Here is a 26,715-nt window from a genome sequence, read left to right as displayed (position 1 = left end):
AGCCAGGTGAGCCAGGTGAGCCAGGTGAGCCAGGGAAGCCAGGGAAGCCAGGGAAGCCAGGGAAGCCAGGGAAGCCAGGGAAGCCAGGGAAGCCAGGTCAGAGAGTCTGCGGATCAGGGCCGTGCGTGAAGCGCCGGATACCCTTGGTAACTCCTGAGTAACACCTCTTGACCTGCACACTTGCGCGCTTCACGATCGCCGCATGCCTCTTCGGGTCACGTTCGTCGCCGCCGCGCGCAGTTCCTCGGTGCTCGCGGAGCGATTCGAGGACGACCGGCCGTTGGACCAGGCCGGCTGGGACGCGGTGCAGAGTGTCGCCGGCGAGCTGGTGCCACTGGCGGCTGCCGAGCTGCGCTATTGCTCACCGACGCCGCGGAGCCGGGCGACCGGGGACGCGCTCGGGTACGCGCCGCTGGTGCAGCCCGCGCTGCGGGACTGCGACATGGGCCGCTGGCGTGGGTTCACGCTGGGCGAGGCGATGGCCCGGGAACCCTCGGCGGTGGACTCCTGGCTCGCGGATCCCCGTTCCGCGCCGCACGGCGGCGAGTCGCTGATGTCGTTCATCTCGCGTGTGGGCGGCTGGCTGGACACGCGCCCCGTGGGCGACGGCAGCAGGATCGTCGCAGTGGCGGAGCCGTCGGTGGTGCGGGCCGCGCTGGTGTACGCCCTCAAGGCGCATCCCTCGTCGTACTGGAACATCGACGTCCGGCCCCTGTCGACGATCACGCTCGCCGGGCTGGGCGGGCGCTGGAACCTCCGCTTGGAGGCCGTGTCACAGGACAGGGTCTGAGGGACGGCGCTCGCGCGTGTAGTCGGTGGTCAGCACGAGGTCCTTGGCCGGCCCGCCGACTCGCCACACCGTGCGCCAGCGGTCCTCGTCGTACACCGTGAACTCGCCCCGGTAGAGGTCCGCGGCGCACGGATGCTCGGCGATGTGGTGCCCGGTCGTCAGGTCGAGGTCGTGGAAGGGCCGGCCGTCGGTGAACCGCACGTCCGACGTCCCGGCGGTCCTCCCGGGCAGGAACCACAACGTCCGTTCGGCGGGGCGGGGGGTGCCCTGCCAGACGAACGTGCCCGATTCGTGGTGCAGGAGCCCGTCGCCGCCGTCCTCAAGGGGCGAGAACACGGTCGTCCCGCCGAAGTGCCCTTCCTCGCCGCTCGCGAGGTCGCGCACGGTGCGCTCCACGCGCCAGCGTCCGGCCAGATGGGCCAGCGCGTCCTTCACGGGCCAGAACTCACCCATCGTCGTCCCTCCGTTCCCACGCGCCGATGCACGCCCCATTGACGGGATCATGCCCCCTCCCTATCTTGCCGTTCGAAGTGCTGACCGCTGTCTGATATTTCGAACAAACAAGAGCCGCGGAGTATCCATGTCACGCACCACCCGCACCCGCTGGAGAATCGGCCTCGGAGCAAGCGCTTTCCTGCTCGCTACGGCCGTGCTCCCCGCCCCCGCCCACGCCGAGGACGTCACCGACTACTCGATCACCGTCGACCCCGCCGCGCGGGGCGCGAAGATCGACAAGACGATGTACGGCATCTTCTTCGAGGACATCAACCGCGCCGCCGACGGCGGCCTGTACGCCGAGCTGGTCCAGAACCGGTCCTTCGAGTACTCCACCGACGACAACAAGTCGTACACCCCGCTGACCGCCTGGAGCGTCGACGGCACGGCCCAGGTCGTGAACGACGCCGGCCGCCTGAACGACCGCAATCGCGACTACCTCTCCCTGGCCGCGGGTTCGTCGGTCACGAACGCCGGCTACAACACCGGCATCGCCGTCGAGCAGGGCAAGAAGTACGACTTCTCGGTGTGGGCCCGGGCCGAGAGCGGCACCGCCCTCACCGTCACCCTCCAGGACGCCGACGGCACGCTGGCGAGCGCCCGGCGGGTGGCCGCGAAGGGCGGCTGGGCCCAGTACAGGGCCACTTTCACCGCGACCCGCACCAGCACCACGGGCCGCCTCACCGTGGCCTCCACCGGCGCCGCGGCCCTCGACATGGTGTCCCTGTTCCCGCGCGACACCTACAAGCACGAGGCGAACGGCCTGCGCAAGGACCTCGCCGAGAAGGTCGCCGCCCTGCACCCGGGCTTCGTACGCTTCCCCGGCGGCTGCCTCGTCAACACGGGCTCCATGCAGGACTACAGTGAGGCCTCCGGCTGGCAGCGCAAGCGCTCGTACCAGTGGAAGGACACCATAGGCCCGGTCGAGCAGCGCGCGACGAACGCCAACTTCTGGGGCTACAACCAGTCCTACGGCCTCGGCTACTACGAGTACTTCCGCTTCTCCGAGGACATCGGCGCCATGCCGCTGCCGGTGGTCCCGGCCCTGGTCACCGGCTGCGGCCAGAACAAGGCCGTCGACGACGACGCGCTGCTCAAGCGGCACATCCAGGACACGCTCGACCTCATCGAGTTCGCCAACGGGCCGGTGACGTCGCCGTGGGGCAAGAAGCGTGCCGAGATGGGCCACCCCAAGCCCTTCCACCTCACCCACATCGAGGTCGGCAACGAGGAGAACCTTCCGAACGAGTTCTTCACCCGCTTCAAGCAGTTCCGCGCCGCCATCCAGGCGAAGTACCCGTACATGACCGTGCTCTCCAACTCCGGTCCGGACGACGCGGGTTCTACCTTCGACACCGCCTGGCAGCTCAACCGTGACGCCAAGGTCGACATGGTCGACGAGCACTACTACAACAGCCCGCAGTGGTTCCTTCAGAACAACGACCGCTACGACTCCTACGACCGCAGCGGCCCGAAGGTCTTCCTCGGCGAGTACGCCTCCTGGGGCAACGCCTTCAAGAACGGGCTCGCCGAAGCCGCGTACATGACCGGCCTGGAGCGCAACGCGGACGTCGTCAAGCTCGCCTCGTACGCGCCGCTGTTCGCCAACGAGGACTATGTGCAGTGGCGCCCGGACCTGGTGTGGTTCAACAACCACGCCTCCTGGGGCTCGGCCAACTACGAGGTACAGAAGCTCTTCATGAACAACGTGGGCGACCGGGTGGTGCCCAGCACGGCCACCACGACACCGAGCGTGAGCGGCCCCATCAGCGGTGCCGTCGGCCTGTCGACCTGGGCGACCAGCGCTGCGTACGACGACGTGAAGGTCACCGCCGCCGACGGGACCCCGCTGCTCAGCGACGACTTCTCCGGTGACGCCGCGCGGTGGACCCACACCGGCGGTGGCAGCTGGAGCATCCAGGACGGGCAGTACGTCCAGACGGATGCCGCAGCCGAGAACACCATGGTGTCGGCCGGTGACACCGCCTGGCACGACTACGACCTGCATGTGAAGGCCACCAAGAAGTCCGGCAAGGAGGGCTTCCTCGTCGCCTTCGGCGTCAAGGACACCGGCAACTACTACTGGTGGAACCTCGGCGGCTGGAACAACACCACCACCGCGGTCGAACAGGCCGTGGACGGCGGCAAGTCGACGCTGATCTCCAAGGCGGGAACCATCGAGACCGGCCGTGCCTACGACGTCGACGTCAAGGTGCGGGGCCGCCAGGTCACCCTCTATCTCGACGGCCAGGAGTGGGGCAGCTTCACCGACGACAAGCCGGCCGAGCCGTTCCGTCAGGTCGTCACAAAGGACGCGAGGACGGGCGACCTGATCGTGAAGGTCGTCAACGCCCAGTCGTCGGCGGCCCGCGCGGCCATCGACCTCGGTGGCGCGAAGGTCACCCCGAAGGCGCGGGTGACCACGCTCGCCGCCGCGCCCGACGCGGTGAACACCGAGACGGCCACGCCGGTCGCCCCGGTCACGTCCACCTTCGAGGGGGTCGCCGGCAAGTTCACGTACACCTTCCCGGCGAACTCCATCACCTTCCTGCGGCTCAGGCAGAGGTAGCCGGGGCCTCCTGAGCGGGCTGCTGTCCGAGCGGCAGCAGCCCGCGCTCGGCGAAGACCTTCTTCGCGGCGAAGGTGGCGTTCAGTGCCTTCGGTATGCCGCAGTACACGGCCGAGTGCAGCAGCGCCTCGACGATCTGCTCCGGGGTGAGACCCACGTTCAGCGCCGCGTTCACGTGCACGTCCAGCTGGGCCTCGCAGCCGCCGAGTGCCGTGAGCATGCCCAGGGTCACCAACTGGCGGTCGCGCGGGGCGAGCCCGGGGCGGGCGTAGATGTCACCGAAGGCCCAGGCGACGATCTGGTGGCCGAGCTCGGGGTTGATGTCGGCGAGCGAGTCGACGACCCGCTGCCCGGCCTCGCCGTCGACCTTCTTCAGGACTTCCAGGCCGTGGGCGAAACGCTCTTCACGGGTGGTGCTCTCGCTCATGTCGGTTCGTCCGTTCCCGGCTGCTGCTCGTCGAGCAGCCGTGTGTAGTGGTCGATCTTGTCGTCCAGCGCGGCCGCGTTGCGGCGCAGCGCCCGGATCCGGTCCGCGAGCTCGGCCCGGTGCTCCTGGAGCATCGTCAGCCGGTCGGCGACCGTGACGTCCCCCCGCGCCCGCAGCCGGGCGAAGCGCTGCATGTCGGCGATCGACATACCCGTCTCGCGCAGCCGCAGCAGGAACTCCAGCCAGGCCAGGTCCGCCGCCTCGTAGCGCCGCTGGTTGCCGGTGGTCCGGCCGACCCGCTCGATCAGGCCTGCCTTCTCGTAGTAGCGCAGCGTGTCGTGCGTGAGGCCGGTGCGCTCGGCGACCTGGGCGATGGTCAGGGTGGGCTCCCGGTCCTGCTGGAGGGGCTGTCCGCTGGTCATGAGAAAACCGTAGAACCTGGAGCGCGCTCCAGGTCAAGCGCTTGCGTAGATCACCTGCCGAAGCGCTTCTGAGCTGCGCGAACGCGCTCGACGAGAGTGGCGGCTGCCGCACTCGCTTCGTGGCGTGGCCCGAAAGAAAACCACTCACCTGGATTGCATAAACGTGCAGCGAAACGTATAGTCATGCCATCCAGAGGAGGGTGTGACATGGCGGTACGAGCGGCGGTGGCCGGAGCGAGCGGGTATGCGGGCGGAGAGGTCCTGCGCCTGCTCCTCGCGCACCCCGAGGTCGAGATCGGCGCCCTGACCGGCAACTCCAACGCCGGGCAGCGGCTCGGCGCGTTGCAGCCGCATCTGCTGCCGCTGGCGGACCGCGTGCTGGAGGAGACCACCGCCGAGGTTCTCTCCGGCCATGACGTCGTCTTCCTCGCCCTGCCCCACGGCCAGTCCGCCGCCGTCGCCGAGCAGCTCGGCCCGGACGTGCTCGTGGTCGACATGGGCGCCGACTTCCGGCTGAAGGCCGCGGCCGACTGGGAGAAGTTCTACGGTTCCCCGCACGCCGGAACCTGGCCCTACGGCCTCCCCGAACTGCCGGGTGCCCGCGCCGCGCTGGAGGGGTCCAAGCGCATCGCGGTACCCGGTTGCTATCCCACCGCCGCCTCGCTCGCGCTCTTCCCGGCGTACGCGGCGGGCCTGGCCGAGAACGAGGCGGTGATCGTCGCGGCCTCCGGCACCTCCGGCGCCGGCAAGGCGCCCAAGCCCCACCTGCTCGGCTCCGAGGTCATGGGGTCGATGTCGCCGTACGGCGTCGGCGGCGTCCACCGGCACACGCCCGAGATGATCCAGAACCTCGGCGCGGCCGCCGGGGAGACGGTCTCCGTCTCCTTCACACCGACCCTCGCCCCGATGCCGCGCGGCATCCTCGCCACGTGCAGCGCGAAGGCGAAGCCCGGCGTCACCGCCGAGGCCGTCCGCGCGGCCTACGAGAAGGCCTTCGCCGACGAGCCCTTCGTCCACCTCCTTCCCGAGGGGCAGTGGCCCGCCACCGCGTCCGTCTACGGTTCCAACGCTGTTCAGGTGCAGGTCGCGTACGACGCCGCCGCGCACCGCATCATCGCGATCAGCGCCATCGACAACCTGACCAAGGGCACCGCGGGCGGTGCCGTCCAGAGCATGAACATCGCCCTGGGTCTCGACGAGACCACCGGACTTTCCACGATCGGAGTCGCACCGTGAGCGTCACGGCAGCAAAGGGGTTCTCGGCGGCGGGTATCGCCGCCGGGATCAAGGAGACCGGCAACCCGGACCTGGCCCTCGTGGTCAACAACGGGCCCCGCCGCGCCGCCGCGGGCGTCTTCACCTCCAACCGTGTCAAGGCCGCGCCGGTGCTGTGGTCCGAGCAGGTCCTCAAGGGCGGTGAGGTGTCGGCCGTCATCCTCAACTCCGGTGGCGCCAACGCCTGTACGGGCCCCAAGGGTTTCCAGGACACCCACGCCACCGCCGAGAAGGTCGCCGACGTCCTCGGGCACGACGCCGCCGAGGTAGCCGTCTGCTCCACGGGCCTCATCGGCGTCCTGCTGCCCATGGACAAGCTGCTCCCGGGCGTCGAGACGGCCGCCGCCCAGCTCTCCGAGCACGGCGGCGAGAAGGCCGCCATCGCCATCAAGACCACCGACACCGTCCACAAGACGTCCGTCGTCAGCAAGGACGGATGGACCGTCGGCGGCATGGCCAAGGGCGCCGGCATGCTCGCGCCGGGCCTGGCCACCATGCTCGTCGTCCTCACCACCGACGCCGATCTCGACAGCGAGACCCTGGACAAGGCCCTGCGCGCCGCCACCAAGGTCACCTTCGACCGCGTCGACTCCGACGGCTGCATGTCCACCAACGACACCGTGCTGCTGCTCGCCTCGGGCGCGTCCGGAATCACCCCGGAGTACGCGGAGTTCGCCGCGGCCGTCGAGTCGGTCTGCGCCGACCTCGGCCGACAGCTCATCGGCGACGCCGAGGGCGCCAGCAAGGACATCAAGGTCGAGGTGATCAACGCGGCGAGCGAGGACGACGCCGTCGAGGTGGGCCGCTCCATCGCCCGTAACAACCTCCTCAAGTGCGCGATCAACGGCGAGGACCCCAACTGGGGGCGCGTCCTGTCCGCCATCGGCACGACCAGGGCCGTCTTCGAGCCGGACCAGCTCAACGTAGCCATCAACGGCGTCTGGGTGTGCAAGAACGGCAGCGTGGGCGACGATCGGGAACTCGTCGACATGCGCTACCGCGAGGTGCACATCGTCGCCGACCTCGCCGCAGGATCGGAGACCGCCACCATCTGGACCAACGACCTCACCGCCGACTACGTCCACGAGAACAGCGCCTACTCGTCATGAGCAACGGAACCACGCGGAAACACACCGCGCTCCCCAAGGCCCAGATCCTCATCGAGGCGCTGCCCTGGCTGACCCGGCACCACGGCAAGACGGTCGTCATCAAGTTCGGCGGAAACGCCATGGTGAACGAGGAGCTGAAGGCCGCCTTCGCCCAGGACATCGTCTTCCTGCGGCACGCCGGCCTCCGGCCCGTCGTCGTGCACGGCGGCGGCCCCCAGATCAGCGCCGCCCTCGACAAGCACGGCATCGTCAGCGAGTTCAAGGCCGGCCTGCGCGTCACCACCGAGGACGCCATGGACGTCGTACGCATGGTGCTGGCCGGACAGGTGCAGCGCGAGCTGGTCGGGCTGCTCAACCAGCACGGGCCGCTCGCCGTCGGCCTCACCGGCGAGGACGCGCACACCATCACCGCCACCAAGCACCAGCCCGAGATCGACGGCGAGTTGGTCGACATCGGGCGGGTGGGCGAGATCACCGAGATCGACACGGGCGCGATCGAGGCCCTGCTCGCCGACGGCCGTATCCCGGTCGTCTCCTCGATCGCGCGGAGCCAGGACGACGGACATGTCTACAACGTCAATGCTGATACGGCGGCTGCGGCACTCGCTGCGGCACTGGGCGCCGAAACCCTCATGGTCCTCACCGACGTCGAGGGCCTCTACGAGGACTGGCCGAACAGCGACGAGGTGATCAGCCGCCTCACCGCATCCCAACTGGAGAAGCTGCTGCCGGAGTTGTCCTCCGGCATGGTGCCGAAGATGGAGGGCTGCCTGCACGCCGTGCGCAACGGCGTGAACACCGCCCGGGTCATCGACGGCCGGGTCCAGCACTCGATCCTGCTGGAGATCTTCACGGACGAGGGCATCGGCACCATGGTGCTGCCCGACGAGCACGAGGGGGACGCCACATGACGGGCACGACGGGCAATCAGGAGCTCACCCAGCGGTGGCAGGGCGCGCTCATGAACAACTACGGCACCCCGCGACTGCCCCTCGTCCGCGGCGAGGGCGCGCGGCTGTGGGACGCCGACGGCAACCAGTACGTCGACTTCGTCGGCGGCATCGCCGTCAACGCGCTCGGCCACGCCCACCCCGCGGTCGTCGAGGCCGTCAGCAAGCAGATCGCCTCCCTCGGCCATGTCTCCAACCTGTTCATCGCCGAACCGCCCGTCGCCCTCGCCGAACGGCTCCTCCAGCTCTTCGGCCGCGACGGCAAGGTGTTCTTCTGCAACTCGGGCGCCGAGGCCAACGAGGGCGCCTTCAAGATCGGCCGACTGACCGGCCGCACCCACATGGTGGCCACCCAGGGCGGGTTCCACGGCCGCACCATGGGTGCCCTCGCGCTCACCGGCCAGCCCGGCAAGCAGCAGCCGTTCCTGCCGCTGCCCGGCGACGTCACGCACGTCCCGTACGGCGACGCACAGGCGCTGGCCGCGGCGGTCACCGAGGACACCGCCCTCGTCATCATCGAGCCCATCCAGGGCGAGAACGGGGTCGTCGTCCCGCCCGCCGGTTACCTGAAGGCGGCCCGCGCGATCACCGCCGCCACCGGAGCGCTGCTCGTCCTCGACGAGGTGCAGACCGGAATCGGCCGTACCGGGCACTGGTTCGAGTACCAGGCCCACGAGGGCGTACTGCCCGACGTCGTCACGCTCGCCAAGGGCCTCGGCGGCGGGCTGCCGCTCGGCGCCACCGTCGCCTTCGGCCGGGCCGCCGAGCTGCTTCAGCCCGGTCAGCACGGCACGACGTTCGGCGGCAACCCCATCGCGTGCGCCGCGGGCCTCGCCGTCCTCGACACCATCGCGGCCGAGGGCCTGCTGGAGAACGTGAAGCGGCAGAGCGAGAAGCTGCGGGACGGAATCGAGTCACTGGCGCACCCGTTGATCGACCACGTCCGAGGCGCCGGCCTGCTCCTGGGTATCGTGCTCACCGAGCCGCTCGCTCCCCAGGCGCAGCAGGCGGCTCAGGACGCCGGTCTCCTGGTGAACGCGCCCGCTCCGAACGTCGTACGGCTGATGCCGCCGCTGAACCTCGGCGACGACGACGTGGAGGCGTGCCTCCAGGCGCTCCCTGGTGTCCTCGACGCTGTGCACGGGGACGGACGATCCGGAGAATGAGACGACGATGAGTCAGGCGCAGGACCACGAGAACGCGGGACCCTCCGTGCCGCAGACCCGCACGGCCCGCCACCGCCGGATCGTGGACATCCTCAACCGGCAACCGGTGCGCTCCCAGAGCCAGTTGGCGAAGCTCCTCGCCGACGACGGGCTGAGCGTCACGCAGGCGACGCTCTCCCGGGACCTGGACGAGCTGAACGCGGTGAAGATCCGCAACACCGACGGCGACCTCATCTACGCGGTCCCGAGCGAGGGCGGCTTCCGCACCCCGCGCGCACCGCTGGGCGAGTCGGCCAAGGAGGAGCGGATGCGGCGCCTGTCCCAGGAGCTGCTGATCTCCGCGGAGGCCTCCGCCAACCTCGTGGTCCTGCGTACGCCGCCGGGCGCGGCCCAGTTCCTGGCCTCGGCCATCGACCAGGCGGAACTGCACGACATCCTCGGCACGATCGCGGGCGACGACACGCTCCTGCTGATCAGCCGGGATCCGAGCGGGGGGCAGGCGCTGGCGGACCACCTGCTGCGGTTGGCACAGAACAACCACTGACGCGTAAAAACGGAGGGCGGGCGTACCGGAACCGGTACGCCCGCCTCGTACGCGGCGCGGAATCACCCCAGCCGAGCCGCCAGCCCTCCCGTGCACCGCACCTCGTCGCCCGCCGTGATCAGCAGCGCCTCCACGTCCGGCAGGGACTCCAGCCAGGGCAGCGCCTCCCGCGAGCCCATCGCGAAGGCCGCCGTCGCCCAGGCGTCCACCCAGGTCAGCCGGGGACCCACCACGGTCACCGCCACCAGGTCGGTCACCGCGGAGCGGCCGGTGCGCGGGTCCACGATGTGCGCGCCGCGCTCCGCCGTCCCGGACGTGGCCACGGCCAGCTCGTCGGCACCGGCCGCGGAGACCACCGCCGCCAGCGCGCCGGGGCGCAGCGGATCCGACACACCGACCCGCCAGGGGCGGTGCGGCCCGGGTACGCCGTACATCTGCACGTCCCCGCCGCCGTTGACGCTCACTCCGCTCGCGCCGGCCGCCGCCAGGTGCCGGGCCGCCCGTTCGACCGCCCAGCCCTTCACGATCCCGGTCGGGTCGACGCGCCCCTGGTAGCGCGTGCTGAACCAGCCGTCGCTCAGCCGTTCCACCTGCGCGCCCAGACCGAGCACCTCGGCCACCTCCGGGTCGCAGTCCTCGACGGTCAGCTCACCGCGGGCGAGCCGCGAGATCTGGCTGTGCTCCCGGTAGGTGCTGAACACCTCGTCCACGCGGTGGAGCGCGGCGATCGACTCTTCCAGCGCGGCCTGGACGGCCACGGGCTCGCCACCGCGCACGTCGAAGGAGAAGACGGTGCCCATCACCTCCTCCGCGTGGCGCAGCGCGGGCGGTGCCTCGACGGGATCGGTCATCTGATCGGCCATTCAGCCACCGGCCTTGTCGAGGGCCGATTGCAGGGATTGCTTGTACCCGGCGCTGGTATAGGTCGCGCCGGAGACCGCGTCGATGTTCGCACTCTGCGCGCTCACCGCCTCCTGGTTGAGCTTGGGGATGGCCAGGGCGGTCTTCTGGTCGCTGACCCCGCCCTTCGGCGCCTGGACGGCCTCGGCCTTGGTGATCTTGTCGCCGCTGAGGGTGAGGCGGACCTGGACGTTGCCGTACTGGGTCTGTGCCACGTTACCCGTGACCGTTCGCGCCTGGGCCGACGACCCCGACGACCCCGACGACCCCGATGACCCCGATGACCCCGACGATCCGGAACCGCCGGCCGACCCGGACGAGCCGCTGCCGCCGGACGCGGCCTTCGCCTTGTCGATCGCCGATTGCAGGGACTGCTTGTACCCGCCGCTCGTGTACGTGGCGCCCGAGACCGCGTCGATCTGCGCGCTCTGCGCGGCGACGGCCTCCTGGTTGAGCTTGGGTACGGCCATGGCGGTTTTCTGGTCGCTGAGCCCGCCCTTGGGCGCCTGCACGGCCTCGGCCTTGGTGATCTTCCCGCCGCTGACGGTGAGGCGGACCTGCACATTGCCGTACTGCGTCCGGGCCACGTCACCGGTGACGGACTGCGCGCCCGTCTGCTGCGCACTGCCGCCCTGCGGCTGCTCCTGGACCGCCGTGCCCTGCTGCGGTGCGGCTCCGCCCGCCGCCTGCGCCGAGCCCGGATCCGTGGCCGGCTTCAGCGACAGCAGCAGCACGATCCCGGACACGGTGGCGGCGCCGACGAGCACGGCACGCCGAATGGGGTGGCTCTTCCTCATCGTTCCTGAGCTCCTGATTTCCCGTCGCTCACATCTCGAACGACTCGTGATGGATGCGGCGGGCGGGGACCCCCGCGCCGCGCAGTGCTTCGTACACCTGCTGCGCGAAGCCGGGCGGTCCGCACATGAAGACGTCGTGGCTGTCGATGTCCGGCAGCTTCCGGCGCAGGGTGTCCGCCGAGATGTCCGGGCGCTCCCCCTCCGGGCTGTTGACCGCGTACATCAACCGGGCGCCGCGCTCCTCGGCGATCTGGGCGAGCTCATCCCACAGGGCCAGGTCCTGGGTGGTGTTGGCCCGGTAGAGGAGGGTCAGGTCGCCGGGGGCGCCGGGCAGCGTCTCGAACAGCGCCCGCATCGGCGTGATGCCGACGCCGCCGGCCACCAGCAGCACCTTGCCGCGGCTGCGCCGGTCGGCGGTCAGCGCCCCGTACGGGCCCTCCGCCCACACCCGGGTGCCGGGCTCCAGGTCACGCAGCGCGGAGCTGTGGTCGCCGATCGCCTTCACCGTGATGCGGAGCATGTTGGGGCGGGGCGCCGCCGACAGCGAGTACGGGTGCGAACTGAACCGCATACCGGGTGCGAGGAACCGCCAGCGGAAGAACTGCCCGGCCGCCGCGCCCATCCGGTGCAGCTTGCGTCCGCTCATCAGCACCGAGACGACCCCGGGGGTCTCCTCGATGACCGCCTCGACCCGAAGCCTGTGCCGCAGGTTCAGCCGGATCGGCGTGAGGATCCGGTACCAGATCACCAGCGCGGTCACCGATCCGTACAGCGCGTACCAGGCGGTCTTCGCCTCCGGCTGGGCGGCGAACTCGTTGCCGGTCGACAGTTGGTGCCAGAACGACAGGTAGGTGGCCGCGTAGGTGAGCAGATGGACGTGGTACCAGAGGTCGTACGAGATCCTGCGGCGGATCGGGCCGATCGAGATCAGCCCGATGAGCACCAGCAGACCCGTACCGATGGTGGCCTTGCCCACGTCCGGCAGCTGGTTGATCGAATCGATGGTCTGCTGCACGATTCCGCCGAGCCCCTTGCCTGCCTGGGCCGCGTAGCCCCACATGGTCAGGAAGAGGTGGGCGAGGACCAGACAGATGGTGTACCGGCCGCTCATCGCGTGCCAGCGTGCCACCCGGTCGGAGCCGACCCGGCGCTCCAGCGCGGGCACCCGCGCCATCTGGAGCACGACCAGCGCCATCAGATAGCCGGCCAAGAGGCCGGTGATCCGCCCCGCGTTGAGGATTCTGCTGTTGTTGTCGGCGATGGACGGGGTGTTCATCCACCACAGCCAGACGACGCCCGCCGCGCCCGCCCAGACCGCGACCAGCAGCGGGACGGCAGGGGAGCGGCGTGGGCGGATGGCGCGCATCGTCTGGCGCCGCGCGGCGCGGCCACCGGCGATCGTGGACACGGTCTCCTCCGTGATCCTCCATGGGACGGGTGAGGCCAGTGGCCCCCTTGGCCCAGAGGTACGTGGGAGAACTGCCCGGTGTTCAAAGCTCTGCCGAGTCCAGGGCCGACTGGAGCGACTGGCGGTAACCGTCACTGGTGTAGGTGGCGCCGGAGACCGTGTCGATGGACGCGCTCTGCGCGGCCAGCGCCTCCCGGGTCAGCTGCGGGATGGCGTAGCTGTTGATCTCCTGGTCCCTCGGATTCTCCTGCGGGTACTCGACCGCCGTGACGTCGGTGATCCTGCCGCTGCTCACCGTGACACGGACCTGGACGGGGCCCCATCGGGTCTGGACCGAGTCTCCCGTGACGGTCTTGGTGCCGGTGGACTTGCTCGATCCGCTGGACCCGCTGGACCCGTTCGAACCGCTGGATCCGCCGGCTCCCGCGGACGACCCGCTGGAGCCGCTCGACGCGCTCGAACTGCTCGACGGGACGGGCGCGCCCACGTCGATCGTGGGTGTCGTGTGCGGCTTCAGCGACAGCAGCAGCACCATTCCGGAGACGGTGGCGGCGCTCGCCAGTACGACGCGGCGCAGCGGGCTCTTCCTCTTCAACGCGTGCATGACGGCCTCACAGCTCGAACGACTCGTGGTGGATACGGCGGTCGGGGACCCCGGCCGCGCGCAGTGCCTCGTACATGTCCTCGGCGAATCCGGGCGGTCCGCACAGGAAGACGTCGTGGTCGGCCAGGTCGGGCACGGCGGAGTGCAGCCGGCCGGGCGTGAGGCGCGGGCGGGAGCCGTCCTCGTCGTTGAGGAGGTACACCACCCGGGCGCCGCGCCAGCGGGCTATGGCCTCCAGCTCGGCGCCCAGTGCCAGTTCCTCGGCCGTACGCGCCCGGTACAGCAGCGTCACCTCGCCCGGCAGTGTCTCGAACAGGGCACGCAGCGGGGTGACTCCGACGCCGCCCGCGATCAGCAGTGCCCGGTTCGTGGTCCGCCGGTCGGCGGTCAGCGCCCCGTACGGGCCCTCCGCCCACACCCGGGTGCCCGGCCGCAGCAGGGGCACGGACGCGCTGTGGTCGCCGAGCGACTTGATCGTGATGCGCATCTGGTCGGGGCGGGGCGGCGCCGACAGGGAGTACGGCGTGGACGTCCACCGCATCCCGTCGGTGAGGAACCGCCAGCGGAAGAACTGCCCCGGCTCGGCGCCCATCCGGTCCAGGTTCCGGCCGCGGACGACGACGGACCACACACCCGGCGCCTCCTGGTACACCGACTCCACCCGCACCTTGTGCCGCATGTTGAGCCGCACCGGGGCGAGGATCCGGAACCACACCACCAGGGCCGCCACGCCCAGGTACAGCGCGTACCAGAGGCCCGTCGCGACCGCGTTCCCGGTGAACTCCGCGCCCAGCGCCAACTGGTGGCCGAACGCCAGGAAGATCGCGGCGTACGTCAGGAGGTGCACGTAGTACCAGAACTCGTGGCTGACCCGGCGCCGGACGGCACGCATCGAGGTGATCCCGACGGCGAACAGGATGATCGTGCCGATGGTGGCCTTGAGCATCTCCGGGTAGTGCAGGACCACGTTGACCGTCTCGTGGACGATCGAGGCGTGGTCCTGGGCGGCGTACGCCGTCAGGACCAGCACGATGTGCGCGACCAGCAGGCAGACCGTGTACCGCCCGGCCGTCGCGTGCCACCGGGACACCCGGTCCGAGCCGATCCGCCGCTCCAGGAGCGGCACGCGGGCCATCAGGCCGACGAGGACGGCGCAGGAGTACCCGCTCAGCAGCCCGGCGATCCGCCCGGCCCCGAGCAGCCAGCCGGCCGTGCCCACCACCGAGCCGGTGTCCTGCCACCACAGGGCTACGACGGCGGCCGCCCCGGCCCACAGGAGGGTCAGCAGCGGGCCTGCCGGAGAGCGCCTGACGATCGGCGGCAAGGGCGGCGCCTGCTGCTGGTACACCGTGGTCATGATCGGTTCCTTTCGGCGTCGAGGACGCGGAGGACGCAACTGTGCGGGGGGAACCTCTGAGACTGCTCTGAGGAACCTGAGCCGGTTCTGAAGAAGACGGGGCGGGACGGCCCTGCGCAGGGCACTCGCGGTGTGGGCCCCGGGCACTCACAGGGAACTCACCCGGGCACTCATAGCGAACTCAGAGGGACCGGTGTCGCCCGGTGCTCCCCCGAGGGGTGATCCTGGTAGGCGCGATGAACACACCACGCTCCGGCCGCCCCGCCCTCGCCCGCCCCGACGGCACGCCCCTGCGCGTCCTCGTCGTCGACGACGATCCGGACCTCGCGGAGGTGCTGTCCGGGGCCCTGCGCTACGAGGGCTGGCAGGTGCGCACGGCGGGTGACGGTGCCACGGCCGTCGCCGAGGCCCGCGACCTGATGCCCGACGCCGTCGTCCTGGACGTGATGCTCCCGGACACCGACGGCTTCGCGGTGCTGCGCTCCCTGCACACCGTGAAGTCCGATGTCTGTGTGCTCTTCCTCACCGCGCGGGACGCCGTCGAGGACCGTATCGCCGGGATCACGGCGGGGGGCGACGACTATGTGACCAAGCCGTTCAGCCTGGAGGAGGTCGTCGCCCGGCTGCGCGGACTGCTGCGCCGCGCGGGCATGGCCCGGCAACTGGAGGAGGGCCCCCGGCTGACCGTCGGCGACCTGGTCATGGACGAGGACGCCCGCGAGGTGACCCGGGCCGGCGAGCTGATCGACCTGTCGCCCACCGAGTTCGAACTGCTTCGCTTCCTCATGCGCAACCCGCGCCGTGTGCTCAGCAAGGCACAGATACTCGACCGGGTGTGGTCGTACGACTTCGGCGGCCAGGCGCATGTCGTCGAGCTGTACATCTCCTACCTGCGCAAGAAGGTGGACGCGGGCCGCGAGCCCATGATCCACACCGTGCGCGGGGCCGGATACGTGCTCAAGCCGGTGGTCCGGTGAGGCCGGGAATGCGGCGAGCGGTGCGACTGCGGGGAGCGGTGCGATGGATGCGGCGCCTGCCCCGGCCGCGCACCCTGCGGGCCCGGCTCACCGCCGGGCTCGTCGTGCTGCTCGCGCTCAGCTGTGCCGCGGTCGGAGTGGCCGCCGTGGTCGAGCTGGACGGCTTCCTTCTCGGCCGGCTGGACCAGCAACTGCACGACGCGGGCCCGCGGTTCCCGGCGAGCCTGGAAGCCGGCCTCAAACCCTCGGACCACGACGGCGACGAGCACGGCGACACCCGCAAACAGTCCGCCGGCACCTTCGGCGCCCGGCTGCTCGGGGCATCCGTGACCAACGCGGCCGTGGTGCGCCCCGGCAACGACAGCACCGGTCTGAACGCCCCGCTGACCGCCCGGGACAAGCGGAGGCTCGCGGCGGTGCCCGTCGACGGCCAGGGGCACAGTGTCTGCCTGTCGTCCCTCGGCGAATACCGCCTGATGGCGACCGAGGGGCGGGACGCTGACGTGCTGATCACCGGACTGCCGCTGGAGCCGGTGGAGGCGACGGTGCACCGCCTGGAACTGGTCGCCACGATCGTCTTCGGCGCGGCCCTCGCCATCACCGGCGTCGCGGGTGCGTTCTGGGTGCGCTGGTCGCTGCGGCCGCTGAGCCGGGTCGCCGCGACCGCCACCCGGGTCAGTGAACTCCCGCTCGCCAGCGGCGAGGTGGCGCTGCCGCCGCGTGCCCCCGAGTCCGACCCGCGCGGCGAGGTGGGCCGGGTCGCCACCGCCTTCAACCGCATGCTCGGCCATGTCGAGGACGCCCTCACCAAGCGGCACGCCAGCGAGGAGCGGCTGCGCAGCTTCGCCGCCGACGCCAGTCATGAGCTGCGCACACCGGTCGCCTCGGTCCGCGGCCACGCCGAGCTGGCGCTGCTGCACCCGGGTCCGGTGCCGCCGGAGGTGACCCGCGCCCTGGAGCGGATCGCCGCGGAGTCCGGGCGCATGGGCGAGATGGTCGACGATCTGCTGCTGCTGGCCCGCCTGGACGCGGGCCGTCCGCTGGAGCGGCGCCCCGTCGACGTCACCCGCCTGGTCCTGGACGCGGTGACGGACGCGCGCGCCGCCGGTCCCGGTCACCGCTGGACGATGGAGCTGCCCGAGGAGCCGGTGACCGTGACGGGCGATGAGCACCGGCTCCACCAGGTGTTGGCCAACCTGCTGGCCAACGCGCGTTTGCACACGCCTGTGGGCACGAAGGTGACCGTCGCGCTGGAGACCGACGGGGCGACGGCCGTCCTCCGGGTCCACGACGACGGCCCCGGGGTCCCCGACGAGATCCAGCCGGGCGTCTTCGAACGCTTCACCCGGGCCGAACACCGCCGCCGCCCCGACAGCCAGGGAGGCGGCGCCGGCCTCGGCCTGGCGATCGTGGCGGCGGTGACGGAGGCGCACGGCGGGAGCGTGGAGCTGGAGAGCCGCCCGGGGGCGACCACCTTCACGGTGCGGCTACCGGGCAGCTGAGAGCGCCCCTTCGCTCAATACCGGGTGATGGCCGTGGCCCCCTTGGCCGTCCCGATCGCAATATGCGGCCGCCGCCCCGGCTCGGCCCACGCCAGAATCCGCCGCATCGCATCCTCCGGCACGGAGACACAACCGGCTGTCGCCCCACGCCCGTTGACATGCAGGAAAATGCCGGCGCCGCGTCCGGGCACAGGCTCGTCGTAGTTGAAGCCGATCACGAACGCGTACGCGTACTGCGGGTCGTACGTGATCAGGTGCTCCGACTCGGAGGCACGGCAGTCGGCCGGGAGCGGTTGCGTCCAGCGGTTGTAAGAGCGCGACACGCTGTCCTCGCACCACCAGGAGTCCTGGTGCACCCGGCGGTACGCCGCCGTCGTACCCGTGGGCGGGGGCTGGATGCCGAACGCGTACGGCAGGTCGTACAGGCCCGTCGGAGTCGTGTTCGTGCCCTGCGTCCGCGAGGCGCCCTCGACCAGACCGTTCGCGCCGAAGCGGGCCGGCGCGGAGCCGGCCTTCGACCAGTGCCCGTCACGCCGGTCCCACCAGGTGACCGTCCCGGACGTGGCGTCGGGGCCGGGCGCCTCGGCGGTGATCAGCTGGGTGCCGCCGCCGGTGTCCGCCATCCGCTCGGGCAGTGGGGAGTCCTCGGTCGGGTCCGGCGCGGCACCGAGCAGGAGGAGGGAGGCGGAGACGAGGGCGACGACGACACCATGGCGCATGGCTCAGACCGTAGACGGCGGCAGCGGCAACGGCAGTCCGGGTAGGCCGTCCAGGCTCGTTTCGATGTGCTCTTTCCCCCGGAAGTAGTCACTGAGGGAGGCGTCGTCCTCGCGCGCGAACCGCCTGCCGTGCAGATCGCGGTCCTCCTCGTACGCCATGAAGGGCACCGCGTAGCCGCAGGAGTCCCGGATGCGTTCGGCCGTCACGACGATGATCGCGCGCAGGCCGTGCGGGGTCGGGTCGATGTCGGGGAAATGGGTGAGCAGTTCCTTGAAGCGGGGGGCGTCGCGGAAGACCGGCTCGCCGCGGCCGTGCACACGGACGATGTTCGGCGGGCCCTGGAAGGCGCACCACATGAGGGTGATCCGGCCGTTCTCCCGCAGGTGCGCGATCGTCTCGGCGTTGCTCCCCGCGAAGTCCAGGTAGGCCACGGTGAGTTCGTCGATGATGGCGAACGAGCCCTTGAGTCCCTTGGGGGAGAGGTTGACCGTTCCGTCGCCGGACAGGGGAGCGGTCGCGGTGAAGAAGAGGGGCTGCGCCTCGATGAACGTACGCAGCCTGCCGTCTATGCGCTCATAGGTCTTTCCCATGGCTGACGATTATCCAGGGAAAGCCTTTCGACTGTCTAAGAAATTGCGGCGTCCGGTTGTCCGCCGTCCGCCGGGTACCCATGGCCGCCCCGGCCGGCGCGCGGGGCGGCCATGGTGCCTGTCACGTCACTTGTTGAGCGTGCAGGCGGCCAGGGAGTCGAGGCCCTGCGGCTTGGTCCCCTTGCGGCCGATGGCGATGGCGATGCGGTCGATCGTCGAGACGCGCTTGTCCTTGAGGGGACCGAGGATCGCGTTCTGGACGAAGTTGGGTCCGCCCTGGCCCACGGTGTCGACGAGCCGCTTGTTGGCCTCGGCGATCTGGGTGTTGAGCAGGGTCAGGTTGCGGTCGACCTCGGCCTGGGCGGAGGCGGGGATCGCGGGGAGCTTCGACTTCACGTCCGGGCAGGTGATGGTGCCGACGGCGTTCGTGTTGCCGGCGTTCCCGGCGTTGCCGTTGCCCGCGTTGCCGGCGTTCCCCTTGTTGCCCGCGTTGCCGGCATTCCCGTTGTTGCCTGCGTTGCCCGCGTTCCCATTGTTGTTGCCGGTGTTCGCGCCGCCGCCGTTGTTGACGCCGCCGGCGTTGAGGGTGCACGGCGCCAGGGCGTCCAGGCCCTGCGGCTTGGCGGCGGTGCGCCCGATCGCCGTGGCCATGCGGTTGATCGTCGCCACGCGCTTGTCCTTGAGGGGACCGAGGATCGCGTTCTGGACGAAGTTGGGTCCGCCCTGGCCCACGGTGTCGACGAGCCGCTTGTTGGCCTCGGCGATCTGGGTGTTGAGCAGGGTCAGGTTGCGGTTGATCTCGGCCTGGGCGGAGGCGGGGATCGCGGGGAGCTTCGACTTCACGTCCGGGCACGTGATCGTGCCGGGGCTCGCCAGGGTCCTGGCGCCGTTGCTCTTGGACGTCTCCCCGGCGAGGGCGTTACCGGCGATCAACGCACCGGACAGGACCACTGCGGCGGCGCCGCCGATGATCGCCACACGACGCTTGTTGTACTTCGGAAGGGCCCTGGACATGGAGATGCCTCACTCGGGTCGGAGGTGACTGCGGTGACCAACACGGCAGTCAGGGGTGGCTGCTGTGACGAAACGCGGCGCCTGCGTTCGGCGAGAGATACGGGAAAGCGATTTCGCGTGTTCAAGGGGTTTCAAAATTTCCCGTTCGGAACCCCGCCGGGACGGCCCGGCGCGGCCACGCCGCGGCGCTGCGGATTGACGAACCATGCAGAGTCCTGCATACTCATGCATGTCAGCGAATGCACTGTGAGGGAGAAAACCGTGGCCGAGCGCGTCGTACTCGCCTACTCCGGCGGTCTGGACACCTCCGTCGCCATCGGCTGGATCGCCGAGGAGACGGGCGCCGAGGTCATCGCCGTTGCCGTGGACGTCGGCCAGGGCGGCGAGGACCTGGACGTCATCCGTAAGCGCGCGCTCGCCTGCGGTGCCGTCGAGGCCGAGGTCGCCGACGCCAAGGACGAATTCGCCGACGAGTACTGCCTCCCGGCGATCAAGGCCAACGCCCTCTACATGGACCGCTACCCGCTGGTCTCCGCCCTGTCCCGGCCGACGATCGTCAAGCACCTCGTCGCCGCCGCCAAGAAGCACGGCGCCACCACGGTCGCCCACGGCTGCACCGGCAAGGGCAACGACCAGGTCCGCTTCGAGGCCGGCATCGTCGCCCTCGCCCCCGACCTCAAGTGCATCGCCCCGGTCCGCGACTACGCGATGACCCGCGACAAGGCGATCGCCTTCTGCGAGGAGAAGCAGCTCCCGATCGCCACCACCAAGAAGTCCCCGTACTCCATCGACCAGAACGTCTTCGGGCGCGCCGTCGAGACGGGCTTCCTGGAGGACATCTGGAACGCCCCGATCGAGGACATCTACGAGTACACCTCCAACCCGGCCGAGCCCCGCGAGGCCGACGAGGTGATCATCACCTTCAAGGAGGGCGTCCCGGTCGCCATCGACGGCAAGCCCGTCACCGTCCTCCAGGCCATCCAGCAGCTCAACGAGCGCGCCGGCGCCCAGGGCATCGGCCGGATCGACATGGTCGAGGACCGGCTCGTGGGCATCAAGTCCCGCGAGGTGTACGAGGCTCCGGGTGCGATCGCCCTGATCACCGCCCACCAGGAGCTGGAGAACGTCACCGTCGAGCGCGAACTGGCCCGCTACAAGCGGCAGGTCGAGCAGCGCTGGGGCGAGCTGGTCTACGACGGCCAGTGGTTCTCCCCGCTCAAGCGCGCCCTGGACGGCTTCATCAACGAGGCCAACCAGCACGTCTCCGGCGACATCCGCATGACCCTGCACGGCGGCCGCGCGGTCGTCACCGGCCGGCGCTCTCAGTCGTCGCTGTACGACTTCAACCTCGCCACCTACGACACCGGCGACACCTTCGACCAGGCCGCGGCCAAGGGCTTCATCGACATCTACAGCCTGTCGTCGAAGATCGCCGCGAAGCGGGACCTGGCGTAACAGCACAGGTCACCTCACCCCCGCTAGCCTGACAACCGCCTCCCCACTCACGTCGTGGGGAGGCGGCGGCACATCCGCACCCATGCCTTCAAGGAGCAACGCAGTGAGCAGCAACAGCGGTGACGTACGGCTCTGGGGCGGCCGTTTCGCCGACGGTCCCGCCGAGGCCCTGGCGAAGCTGTCCGCGTCCGTCCACTTCGACTGGCGGCTCGCGCCCTACGACATCGCGGGCTCCCGCGCTCACGCGCGCGTGCTGCACAAGGCGGGGCTGCTCACCGAGGACGAGCTGACGCGGATGCTGGCCGGACTCGACCAGCTCCAAGCGGACGTGGCGGACGGCTCCTTCACCGGCACCATCGCCGACGAGGACGTGCACACCGCCCTGGAGCGAGGCCTCCTGGAGCGCCTCGGTCCCGACCTCGGCGGCAAGCTGCGCGCCGGCCGCTCCCGCAACGACCAGGTCGCGACCCTCTTCCGGATGTACCTGCGCGACCACGCCCGGATCATCGGGGGCCTGATCGCCGAGCTCCAGGATGCGCTCATCGGCCTGGCGGAGGCCCACCCGGACGTGGCGATGCCCGGCCGTACCCACCTCCAGCACGCCCAGCCGGTGCTCTTCGCCCACCACGTCCTCGCGCACGTCCAGTCGCTGTCCCGGGACGCCGAGCGCCTGCGCCAGTGGGACGAGCGGACAGCCGTGTCGCCCTACGGCTCGGGTGCCCTGGCGGGCTCCTCCCTCGGCCTGGACCCGGAGGCGGTCGCCGAGGACCTCGGCTTCGAGCACGGCAGCTCGGCCAACTCCATCGACGGCACGGCCTCCCGTGACTTCGTCGCCGAGTTCGCCTTCATCACCGCCATGATCGGCGTCAACCTCTCCCGGATCGCCGAAGAGGTCATCATCTGGAACACGAAGGAGTTCTCCTTCGTGACGCTCCACGACGCGTTCTCCACGGGCTCGTCGATCATGCCGCAGAAGAAGAACCCGGACATCGCCGAGCTGGCGCGCGGCAAGAGCGGCCGTCTGATCGGCAACCTCACCGGGCTCATGGCCACGCTCAAGGCACTGCCGCTCGCGTACAACCGCGACCTCCAGGAGGACAAGGAGCCGGTCTTCGACTCCATCGACCAGCTGGAGGTTCTGCTCCCGGCCTTCACCGGCATGATGGCCACGCTGACCGTGCACCGCGAGCGCATGGAGGAGCTGGCCCCGGCCGGTTTCTCGCTCGCCACCGACATCGCCGAGTGGCTGGTCAAGCAGGGTGTGCCGTTCCGCGTCGCGCACGAGGTAGCCGGTGAGTGCGTGAAGGTCGCCGAGGCCGAGGGCAAGGAGCTGGACGGGCTCACGGACGAGCAGTTCGCGAAGATCTCCGCGCATCTGACCCCCGAGGTGCGGTCGGTCCTCAACGTCCCCGGCGCCCTCGCCTCCCGCAACGGTCGCGGCGGTACGGCACCCGAGGCGGTCGCCGTCCAGCTCGCCGAGGTGAAGGCGGACGTGGCGGCGCAGCACGCGTGGGCCACCGCGAAGCAGAAGAAGTAGCAGGTGGCGTGAGTGAAGGGCGTCGCGGGATAGGTTGGTCCAAGCCGCAAGGAGCCGACCGAACGGAGCCCGTGATGCCCTTCGCCCGACTCGCCTCAGCGACGACTCCCACCTGCCACATCGGCCTGGGGCTCGCCGCCGTCGGGCGACCCGGTTACATCAACCTCGGCCGCGAGCAGGACCTCCCGCCCGTCCGCAGCGTCGACGCCCTGCGCGAGCGCACCCATGAACTCCTGGACGCCGCCTACGCCCAGGGCGTCCGTTACTTCGACGCCGCCCGCTCCTACGGCCGCTCCGAGGAGTTCCTCGCCGACTGGCTGAACGCTCGCCCCGACATCGACGATGCCATCGTCGGCAGCAAGTGGGGCTACACCTACACCGCGGGCTGGAGCACCGACGCCGAGCACCACGAGGTCAAGGACCACGGCGTCGCCACCTACGAGCGGCAGCGGGCCGAGACCGCCGCACTCCTCGGCGACCGGCTCGACCTCTACCAGATTCACTCGGTGACCCCCGACAGCCCGGCCCTCACCGACAAGGAACTCCACGCGAAGCTCGCCGAGGCCGCGGCGGAGGGTGTCACGATCGGCTTCTCCACCAGCGGTCCGGCACAGGCCGACGCGATCCGCGCCGCGCTCGCCGTGACCGTCGACGGCGAGCCCCTCTTCCGTACCGTCCAGTCCACGTACAACGTGCTGGAGACCTCGGCCGGCCCGGCGCTCGCCGAGGCGCACGACGCCGGGCTCACGGTGATCGTCAAGGAGGGCATGGCGAACGGACGGCTCGCGGACCCGCACGCGCCGGACGCCCTGAAAGCCGTCGCCGCGGAAACCTCCCTGGGCTGTGACGCGGTCGCGCTCGCCCTGGTACTGCGGCAGCCCTGGGCCGGCGTCGTCATGTCCGGCGCGGCCACCGTCGGGCAGCTCGCCTCGAACCTGCACGCCGCCGTCGTCGACCTCGACGAGGACCAGCTCGCCCGCCTCGACGCGCTCGCCGAGGACCCGCGCGCGTACTGGGAGCGGCGCGGACAGCTTCCCTGGCACTGAGGCACTTCCAGAGCCGAGGAGACCCCCTGGGGCGACCCTCTGAGACTCGCGCGCCTTCAATGAGACATTGATGTCTCATATGGCCTATGGTTGTCTCATGGCTCTGGACCGTGACCACGTGCTGCGCAGCGCAGCCGCCCTGCTCACCCGGAAATCCACCGCCACCATGGACGAGGTCGCCAAGGCGGCCGGGATCAGCCGGGCCACGCTGCACCGCCGCTTCGCCGGGCGCGACGCGCTCGTACGGGCGCTGGAGGCGCTCGGCATCGAGGAGTGCGAGGCGGCGCTGGACGCCGCGCGGCTCGGCGAGGACTCGGCCCAGGACGCCCTGCGCCGGTTCGTGAAGGAGATCGAACCGGCCGCCGGCCTCCTCGCCTTCCTTTACAGCGAGAACCAGCTCTACGAGGGCGAGGAGCAGAACGCGGGCTGGGCCCGGATCGACGCCCGGATCGCCGCGCTGTTCCGGCGAGGTCAGGAAGGCGGCGAGTTCCGCATCGACCTCACGCCGGCCTGGCTCACCGAAGCGCTGTACGGACTGATGGCCTCGGGGGCCTGGGCCGTGGCGGAGGGCCGGGTCGCGCGCAAGGACTTCACCTACATGATCGCCGAGCTGCTGCTCGGCGGCGCACTACGGAGAGAGGAACCATGACCAGCACCCTGCAGCCGGCAGTCACGCCGCAGGCGGAGAGGCGTCCGGGCCGGTGGCTCGCGCTCTCCGTCCTCGTGCTCGCCGTGCTGCTGGTGGCCGTGGACGCGACCGTCCTCGGCCTCGCGACCCCCTACATCAGCGAGGACCTGAAGCCGTCGGGCACCCAGCTGCTGTGGATCGGTGACGTCTACTCGTTCGTCATCGCCGGTCTGCTCGTGTCCATGGGCAGCCTCGGCGACCGCATCGGCCGCAAGCGGATCCTGCTCGGTGGCGCGACGGCGTTCGGCGCGATATCCGTCCTCAACGCCTACGCCTCGACGCCGGAGACGATGATCCTGGCGCGGGCCCTGCTCGGTGTCGCGGGCGCGACCCTGATGCCGGCCACGCTCGCCCTGATCCGCAACCTCTTCCACGACCCGCGCGAGCGCAGCCTCGCCGTCGGCGTCTGGGGCGCCACCGCCTCGGCCGGTACGGCCGTCGGCCCGATCGTCGGCGGCTTCCTGCTCGAACACTTCTGGTGGGGCTCGGTCTTCCTGATCAACCTGCCCGTGATGGCGGTCCTGGTGCTCGTCGGGATCAGGACGCTGCCCGAGTCCCGCAACCCGAACCCCGGCCCCTGGGACCTGATCAGTGTCGTGCTGTCGCTCGTCGGCGTGGTCGGCATGGTGTACGCCGTCAAGGAGGCCGCCTCGCACGGGTTCTCCTGGCCGGCCACGGCCGTCGGCGTCCTCGGCGCCGCCGCGCTCTGCGGCTTCGTGCGTCGCCAGCTCACGCTTCCGGTGCCCCTGCTGGACGTGCGGCTGTTCGGCAGCCGCGGCTTCTCCGGAGCCGTACTCGCCGATCTGCTGACCGTCCTCGGCCTGTCCGGGCTGGTCTTCTTTCTCTCGCAGTACCTGCAACTCGTCCAGGGCAGGCCCCCGTTCGAGGCGGGCCTGGCGGAGCTGCCCGCCGCCGTCGGCGCCGTGGTGGCAGGCCTGGCCGCGGGCGCGGCGGCGCGCCGCTTCTCGGTACGGGCCGTGGTCTCCGGCGGGCTGGCCGCGGTGGGCCTGGCGCTCGCCGCCCTCACGCTGCTCGACCGGTCCACCGGCTACCCGTTCATCGGAACCGCCCTGCTGGTCGTGGGCGTCGGTGCGGGCCTGTCGTTCACCGTGACCGCCGACGTGATCCTCTCCAACGTGCCCAAGGAGCAGGCGGGCGCCGCCTCCGCCGTCTCCGAGACGGCGTACGAACTCGGCGCGGCGCTCGGCATCGCGCTGCTCGGCTCCATCGTGACCGGCGTCTACCGCGGCTTCACGGCCCCGACGGGCACCCCGGCAGCGGCGCACGAGTCGCTGGGCGGAGCGGTCGAGACGGCGTCGGACATGCCATCGGCCACCGGCCGGGCATTGCTGTCATCGGCCCGCGACGCCTTCATCGAGGGCCTCACACTGGCGACGGGCGTAGGCGCGGCCGTGCTACTGGCGACGGCGGTGGCGGCATGGTTCTTGCTGAGGGGGCAGAAGCTGGAGAGCGCCTCATGACGCTTGGGGGAGTGGATGTGCCCCTGTAAGGGGCGCGGGCCGGTGACACTATGCGGCTCCGCCGCGTGGGCGCGAGCAACCACGACGACGCCGCAGTCGCCCAACAACAGTCCCCGAACGGCGATCAGGCGCCCTTCGTTGTCCGCTACGCGGCCTTGGCCTTCGTGGCGTACATGTCCACATACTCCTGCCCCGACAACCGCATGACCTCCGTCATCACGGAGTCGGTCACCGCCCGCAGCACATACCGGTCCCGGTCCATCCCCTCGTACCGCGAGAACTCCATCGCCTCACCGAAGCGCACGGTGACCCGCCCCGGGCGCGGCATCCCGCTCCCGCCCGGCTGGAGCTTGTCCGTGCCGATCACCGCGAAGGGGACCACCGGGGCGCCGGTCATCAGGGTGAGTCGGGCGATGCCGGTCCGGCCGCGGTACAGGCGGCCGTCGGGGGAGCGGGTGCCCTCCGGGTAGATACCGAAGATCTTGCCCTCTTCCAGGATCCGGCGGCCGGTCATCAGCGCGGCCACGCCGCCGTTCGCGCCGTCCCGGTCGACCGGGATCATGCCGACGCCCGTGAAGAACCAGGCCATCGCCCGGCCCTTGAGGCCCTTGCCCGTGACGTACTCGTCCTTGCCGATGAAGAAGACCTGCCGCTTGGTCACCACCGGCAGCACGATCGAGTCGATGAACGTCAGGTGGTTGCCGGCGAGAATCACCGGGCCGTCGCCCGGGATGTGCTCCGCGCCCTCCACCCGTGGGCGGAACATCAGGCGCATGATCGGTCCGAGCACTGCCTTGATGAGCGCGAAGCGGGACAACGGGCCCTCCGGTGTCAAGGGATGCGGTTTGAGTCTGTGCAGGTGAGGACGATACTCGTGGCCCCCGGCGTGTTG

Annotated in this window: 26 protein-coding genes; 14 read left to right on the top strand and 12 right to left on the bottom strand. The window is 70.5% G+C overall.

What is annotated here, in order from left to right; translation table 11 throughout:
* Positions 1-202 precede the first annotated feature (202 nt).
* Positions 203-790, top strand: a complete 588-nt coding sequence (locus tag Q2K21_RS23370) for a histidine phosphatase family protein (RefSeq protein WP_310774795.1) — start codon at positions 203-205, stop codon at positions 788-790.
* On the opposite strand, the gene Q2K21_RS23365 is transcribed toward Q2K21_RS23370, so the two are convergent.
* Positions 773-1,243: a DUF6314 family protein gene (locus Q2K21_RS23365; RefSeq protein WP_310774794.1), complete on the bottom strand. Its 471-nt coding sequence runs from the start codon at positions 1,241-1,243 to the stop codon at positions 773-775. The two genes, Q2K21_RS23370 and Q2K21_RS23365, sit on opposite strands and share 18 nt — an antisense overlap.
* 127 nt (positions 1,244-1,370) lie before the next feature.
* Here Q2K21_RS23365 and Q2K21_RS23360 point away from each other — a divergent pair, with 127 nt between their 5' ends.
* Positions 1,371-3,854: an alpha-L-arabinofuranosidase C-terminal domain-containing protein gene (locus Q2K21_RS23360; RefSeq protein ID WP_310774793.1), complete on the top strand. Its 2,484-nt coding sequence runs from the start codon at positions 1,371-1,373 to the stop codon at positions 3,852-3,854.
* Here the strand turns inward: Q2K21_RS23360 and Q2K21_RS23355 are convergent.
* On the bottom strand, positions 3,841-4,281 hold the full coding sequence (locus Q2K21_RS23355; protein ID WP_310774792.1) for a carboxymuconolactone decarboxylase family protein: 441 nt from the start codon (positions 4,279-4,281) through the stop codon (positions 3,841-3,843). The genes Q2K21_RS23360 and Q2K21_RS23355 overlap by 14 nt on opposite strands.
* Positions 4,278-4,703 (bottom strand): MerR family transcriptional regulator, encoded by a 426-nt coding sequence (locus Q2K21_RS23350; RefSeq protein WP_310774791.1) that lies wholly within the window; start codon positions 4,701-4,703, stop codon positions 4,278-4,280. Before Q2K21_RS23350 ends, Q2K21_RS23355 begins: the two co-directional genes overlap by 4 nt.
* 207 nt (positions 4,704-4,910) lie before the next feature.
* On the opposite strand from Q2K21_RS23350, the gene argC reads away from it, so the two are divergent.
* Genes argC through Q2K21_RS23325 form a run of 5 tightly spaced genes read left to right on the top strand, consistent with a single transcriptional unit; the run spans position 4,911 to position 9,747 of the window.
* Positions 4,911-5,939, top strand: coding sequence for an N-acetyl-gamma-glutamyl-phosphate reductase (gene argC, locus Q2K21_RS23345; RefSeq protein ID WP_310774790.1), 1,029 nt, complete (start codon positions 4,911-4,913; stop codon positions 5,937-5,939).
* Positions 5,936-7,087 (top strand): bifunctional glutamate N-acetyltransferase/amino-acid acetyltransferase ArgJ, encoded by a 1,152-nt coding sequence (argJ, locus tag Q2K21_RS23340; RefSeq protein ID WP_310774789.1) that lies wholly within the window; start codon positions 5,936-5,938, stop codon positions 7,085-7,087. Before argC ends, argJ begins: the two co-directional genes overlap by 4 nt.
* Positions 7,084-7,998, top strand: a complete 915-nt coding sequence (gene argB / locus Q2K21_RS23335) for an acetylglutamate kinase (protein WP_310774788.1) — start codon at positions 7,084-7,086, stop codon at positions 7,996-7,998. Before argJ ends, argB begins: the two co-directional genes overlap by 4 nt.
* The gene (locus Q2K21_RS23330; protein ID WP_310774787.1) at positions 7,995-9,203 is read left to right on the top strand and encodes an acetylornithine transaminase; all 1,209 of its coding nucleotides are present in this window, start codon (positions 7,995-7,997) and stop codon (positions 9,201-9,203) included. The genes argB and Q2K21_RS23330 overlap by 4 nt, the downstream gene beginning before the upstream one ends.
* A gap of 7 nt (positions 9,204-9,210) precedes the next feature.
* Positions 9,211-9,747, top strand: a complete 537-nt coding sequence (locus tag Q2K21_RS23325; protein WP_310774786.1) for an arginine repressor — start codon at positions 9,211-9,213, stop codon at positions 9,745-9,747.
* A 62-nt stretch (positions 9,748-9,809) separates the two neighbouring features.
* On the opposite strand, the gene Q2K21_RS23320 is transcribed toward Q2K21_RS23325, so the two are convergent.
* From Q2K21_RS23320 to Q2K21_RS23300, 5 genes are all read right to left on the bottom strand, one after another.
* On the bottom strand, positions 9,810-10,610 hold the full coding sequence (locus tag Q2K21_RS23320) for an FAD:protein FMN transferase (protein WP_310774785.1): 801 nt from the start codon (positions 10,608-10,610) through the stop codon (positions 9,810-9,812).
* On the bottom strand, positions 10,611-11,444 hold the full coding sequence (locus tag Q2K21_RS23315; RefSeq protein ID WP_310774784.1) for an FMN-binding protein: 834 nt from the start codon (positions 11,442-11,444) through the stop codon (positions 10,611-10,613).
* Positions 11,445-11,472: 28 nt separating this feature from the next.
* Positions 11,473-12,810 (bottom strand): ferredoxin reductase family protein, encoded by a 1,338-nt coding sequence (locus Q2K21_RS23310; RefSeq protein ID WP_310781184.1) that lies wholly within the window; start codon positions 12,808-12,810, stop codon positions 11,473-11,475.
* Positions 12,811-12,934: 124 nt separating this feature from the next.
* The gene (locus Q2K21_RS23305; RefSeq protein WP_310774783.1) at positions 12,935-13,456 is read right to left on the bottom strand and encodes an FMN-binding protein; all 522 of its coding nucleotides are present in this window, start codon (positions 13,454-13,456) and stop codon (positions 12,935-12,937) included.
* A gap of 7 nt (positions 13,457-13,463) precedes the next feature.
* Positions 13,464-14,813, bottom strand: a complete 1,350-nt coding sequence (locus tag Q2K21_RS23300) for a ferredoxin reductase family protein (RefSeq protein WP_310774782.1) — start codon at positions 14,811-14,813, stop codon at positions 13,464-13,466.
* Positions 14,814-15,049: 236 nt separating this feature from the next.
* Here Q2K21_RS23300 and Q2K21_RS23295 point away from each other — a divergent pair, with 236 nt between their 5' ends.
* Positions 15,050-15,790: a response regulator transcription factor gene (locus tag Q2K21_RS23295; protein ID WP_310774781.1), complete on the top strand. Its 741-nt coding sequence runs from the start codon at positions 15,050-15,052 to the stop codon at positions 15,788-15,790.
* Positions 15,791-15,837: 47 nt separating this feature from the next.
* Positions 15,838-17,292, top strand: coding sequence for a sensor histidine kinase (locus Q2K21_RS23290; RefSeq protein WP_310774780.1), 1,455 nt, complete (start codon positions 15,838-15,840; stop codon positions 17,290-17,292).
* A 14-nt stretch (positions 17,293-17,306) separates the two neighbouring features.
* Here the strand turns inward: Q2K21_RS23290 and Q2K21_RS23285 are convergent, their stop codons facing one another.
* The 3 genes from Q2K21_RS23285 to Q2K21_RS23275 form a co-directional block, all read right to left on the bottom strand.
* Positions 17,307-18,011, bottom strand: a complete 705-nt coding sequence (locus Q2K21_RS23285) for a L,D-transpeptidase family protein (RefSeq protein ID WP_310774779.1) — start codon at positions 18,009-18,011, stop codon at positions 17,307-17,309.
* 3 nt (positions 18,012-18,014) lie between these two features.
* On the bottom strand, positions 18,015-18,602 hold the full coding sequence (locus Q2K21_RS23280; RefSeq protein WP_310774778.1) for a pyridoxamine 5'-phosphate oxidase family protein: 588 nt from the start codon (positions 18,600-18,602) through the stop codon (positions 18,015-18,017).
* 126 nt (positions 18,603-18,728) lie between these two features.
* Positions 18,729-19,616, bottom strand: coding sequence for a hypothetical protein (locus Q2K21_RS23275; protein ID WP_310774777.1), 888 nt, complete (start codon positions 19,614-19,616; stop codon positions 18,729-18,731).
* Positions 19,617-19,877: 261 nt separating this feature from the next.
* On the opposite strand from Q2K21_RS23275, the gene Q2K21_RS23270 reads away from it, so the two are divergent.
* The 5 genes from Q2K21_RS23270 to Q2K21_RS23250 all read left to right on the top strand — a co-directional run bounded on the left by Q2K21_RS23270 (position 19,878) and on the right by Q2K21_RS23250 (position 25,823).
* Entirely contained in the window at positions 19,878-21,071 is a 1,194-nt protein-coding gene (locus tag Q2K21_RS23270; protein WP_310774776.1) for an argininosuccinate synthase, read from the top strand.
* 103 nt (positions 21,072-21,174) lie between these two features.
* The gene (gene argH, locus Q2K21_RS23265; RefSeq protein WP_310774775.1) at positions 21,175-22,608 is read left to right on the top strand and encodes an argininosuccinate lyase; all 1,434 of its coding nucleotides are present in this window, start codon (positions 21,175-21,177) and stop codon (positions 22,606-22,608) included.
* A gap of 74 nt (positions 22,609-22,682) precedes the next feature.
* Positions 22,683-23,654: an aldo/keto reductase gene (locus Q2K21_RS23260; protein WP_310774774.1), complete on the top strand. Its 972-nt coding sequence runs from the start codon at positions 22,683-22,685 to the stop codon at positions 23,652-23,654.
* Between the two features lie 97 nt (positions 23,655-23,751).
* A complete protein-coding gene (locus Q2K21_RS23255) occupies positions 23,752-24,303 on the top strand; it encodes a TetR/AcrR family transcriptional regulator (RefSeq protein WP_310774773.1) in 552 nt (183 codons plus the stop codon).
* Positions 24,300-25,823, top strand: coding sequence for an MFS transporter (locus Q2K21_RS23250; protein WP_310774772.1), 1,524 nt, complete (start codon positions 24,300-24,302; stop codon positions 25,821-25,823). Before Q2K21_RS23255 ends, Q2K21_RS23250 begins: the two co-directional genes overlap by 4 nt.
* A gap of 145 nt (positions 25,824-25,968) precedes the next feature.
* Here the strand turns inward: Q2K21_RS23250 and Q2K21_RS23245 are convergent, their stop codons facing one another.
* Entirely contained in the window at positions 25,969-26,658 is a 690-nt protein-coding gene (locus Q2K21_RS23245; protein WP_310774771.1) for a lysophospholipid acyltransferase family protein, read from the bottom strand.
* Positions 26,659-26,715 lie beyond the last annotated feature (57 nt).

The organism is Streptomyces sp. CGMCC 4.7035, from assembly GCF_031583065.1.
GTDB lineage: Bacteria > Actinomycetota > Actinomycetes > Streptomycetales > Streptomycetaceae > Streptomyces > Streptomyces yaanensis.
Note: the sequence above shows the minus strand (reverse complement) of the source record. Positions and strands in the feature narration are given on the sequence as shown.

What these genes read in the sequence shown, in the direction of transcription:
- Q2K21_RS23300 (WP_310774782.1), bottom strand. Translation starts at nt 14,813, where the DNA reads ATGACCACGGTGTACCAGCAGCAGGCGCCGCCCTTGCCGCCGATCGTC.
- Q2K21_RS23295 (WP_310774781.1), top strand. Translation starts at nt 15,050, where the DNA reads ATGAACACACCACGCTCCGGCCGCCCCGCCCTCGCCCGCCCCGACGGC.
- Q2K21_RS23255 (WP_310774773.1), top strand. Translation starts at nt 23,752, where the DNA reads ATGGCTCTGGACCGTGACCACGTGCTGCGCAGCGCAGCCGCCCTGCTC.
- Q2K21_RS23305 (WP_310774783.1), bottom strand. Translation starts at nt 13,456, where the DNA reads ATGCACGCGTTGAAGAGGAAGAGCCCGCTGCGCCGCGTCGTACTGGCG.
- argB (WP_310774788.1), top strand. Translation starts at nt 7,084, where the DNA reads ATGAGCAACGGAACCACGCGGAAACACACCGCGCTCCCCAAGGCCCAG.
- argC (WP_310774790.1), top strand. Translation starts at nt 4,911, where the DNA reads ATGGCGGTACGAGCGGCGGTGGCCGGAGCGAGCGGGTATGCGGGCGGA.
- Q2K21_RS23310 (WP_310781184.1), bottom strand. Translation starts at nt 12,810, where the DNA reads ATGCGCGCCATCCGCCCACGCCGCTCCCCTGCCGTCCCGCTGCTGGTC.
- Q2K21_RS23285 (WP_310774779.1), bottom strand. Translation starts at nt 18,011, where the DNA reads ATGCGCCATGGTGTCGTCGTCGCCCTCGTCTCCGCCTCCCTCCTCCTG.
- Q2K21_RS23250 (WP_310774772.1), top strand. Translation starts at nt 24,300, where the DNA reads ATGACCAGCACCCTGCAGCCGGCAGTCACGCCGCAGGCGGAGAGGCGT.
- Q2K21_RS23275 (WP_310774777.1), bottom strand. Translation starts at nt 19,616, where the DNA reads ATGTCCAGGGCCCTTCCGAAGTACAACAAGCGTCGTGTGGCGATCATC.
- Q2K21_RS23325 (WP_310774786.1), top strand. Translation starts at nt 9,211, where the DNA reads ATGAGTCAGGCGCAGGACCACGAGAACGCGGGACCCTCCGTGCCGCAG.
- Q2K21_RS23350 (WP_310774791.1), bottom strand. Translation starts at nt 4,703, where the DNA reads ATGACCAGCGGACAGCCCCTCCAGCAGGACCGGGAGCCCACCCTGACC.
- Q2K21_RS23365 (WP_310774794.1), bottom strand. Translation starts at nt 1,243, where the DNA reads ATGGGTGAGTTCTGGCCCGTGAAGGACGCGCTGGCCCATCTGGCCGGA.
- Q2K21_RS23330 (WP_310774787.1), top strand. Translation starts at nt 7,995, where the DNA reads ATGACGGGCACGACGGGCAATCAGGAGCTCACCCAGCGGTGGCAGGGC.
- Q2K21_RS23360 (WP_310774793.1), top strand. Translation starts at nt 1,371, where the DNA reads ATGTCACGCACCACCCGCACCCGCTGGAGAATCGGCCTCGGAGCAAGC.
- Q2K21_RS23290 (WP_310774780.1), top strand. Translation starts at nt 15,838, where the DNA reads ATGCGGCGCCTGCCCCGGCCGCGCACCCTGCGGGCCCGGCTCACCGCC.
- Q2K21_RS23260 (WP_310774774.1), top strand. Translation starts at nt 22,683, where the DNA reads ATGCCCTTCGCCCGACTCGCCTCAGCGACGACTCCCACCTGCCACATC.
- Q2K21_RS23370 (WP_310774795.1), top strand. Translation starts at nt 203, where the DNA reads ATGCCTCTTCGGGTCACGTTCGTCGCCGCCGCGCGCAGTTCCTCGGTG.
- Q2K21_RS23320 (WP_310774785.1), bottom strand. Translation starts at nt 10,610, where the DNA reads ATGGCCGATCAGATGACCGATCCCGTCGAGGCACCGCCCGCGCTGCGC.
- Q2K21_RS23355 (WP_310774792.1), bottom strand. Translation starts at nt 4,281, where the DNA reads ATGAGCGAGAGCACCACCCGTGAAGAGCGTTTCGCCCACGGCCTGGAA.
- Q2K21_RS23280 (WP_310774778.1), bottom strand. Translation starts at nt 18,602, where the DNA reads ATGGGAAAGACCTATGAGCGCATAGACGGCAGGCTGCGTACGTTCATC.
- Q2K21_RS23315 (WP_310774784.1), bottom strand. Translation starts at nt 11,444, where the DNA reads ATGAGGAAGAGCCACCCCATTCGGCGTGCCGTGCTCGTCGGCGCCGCC.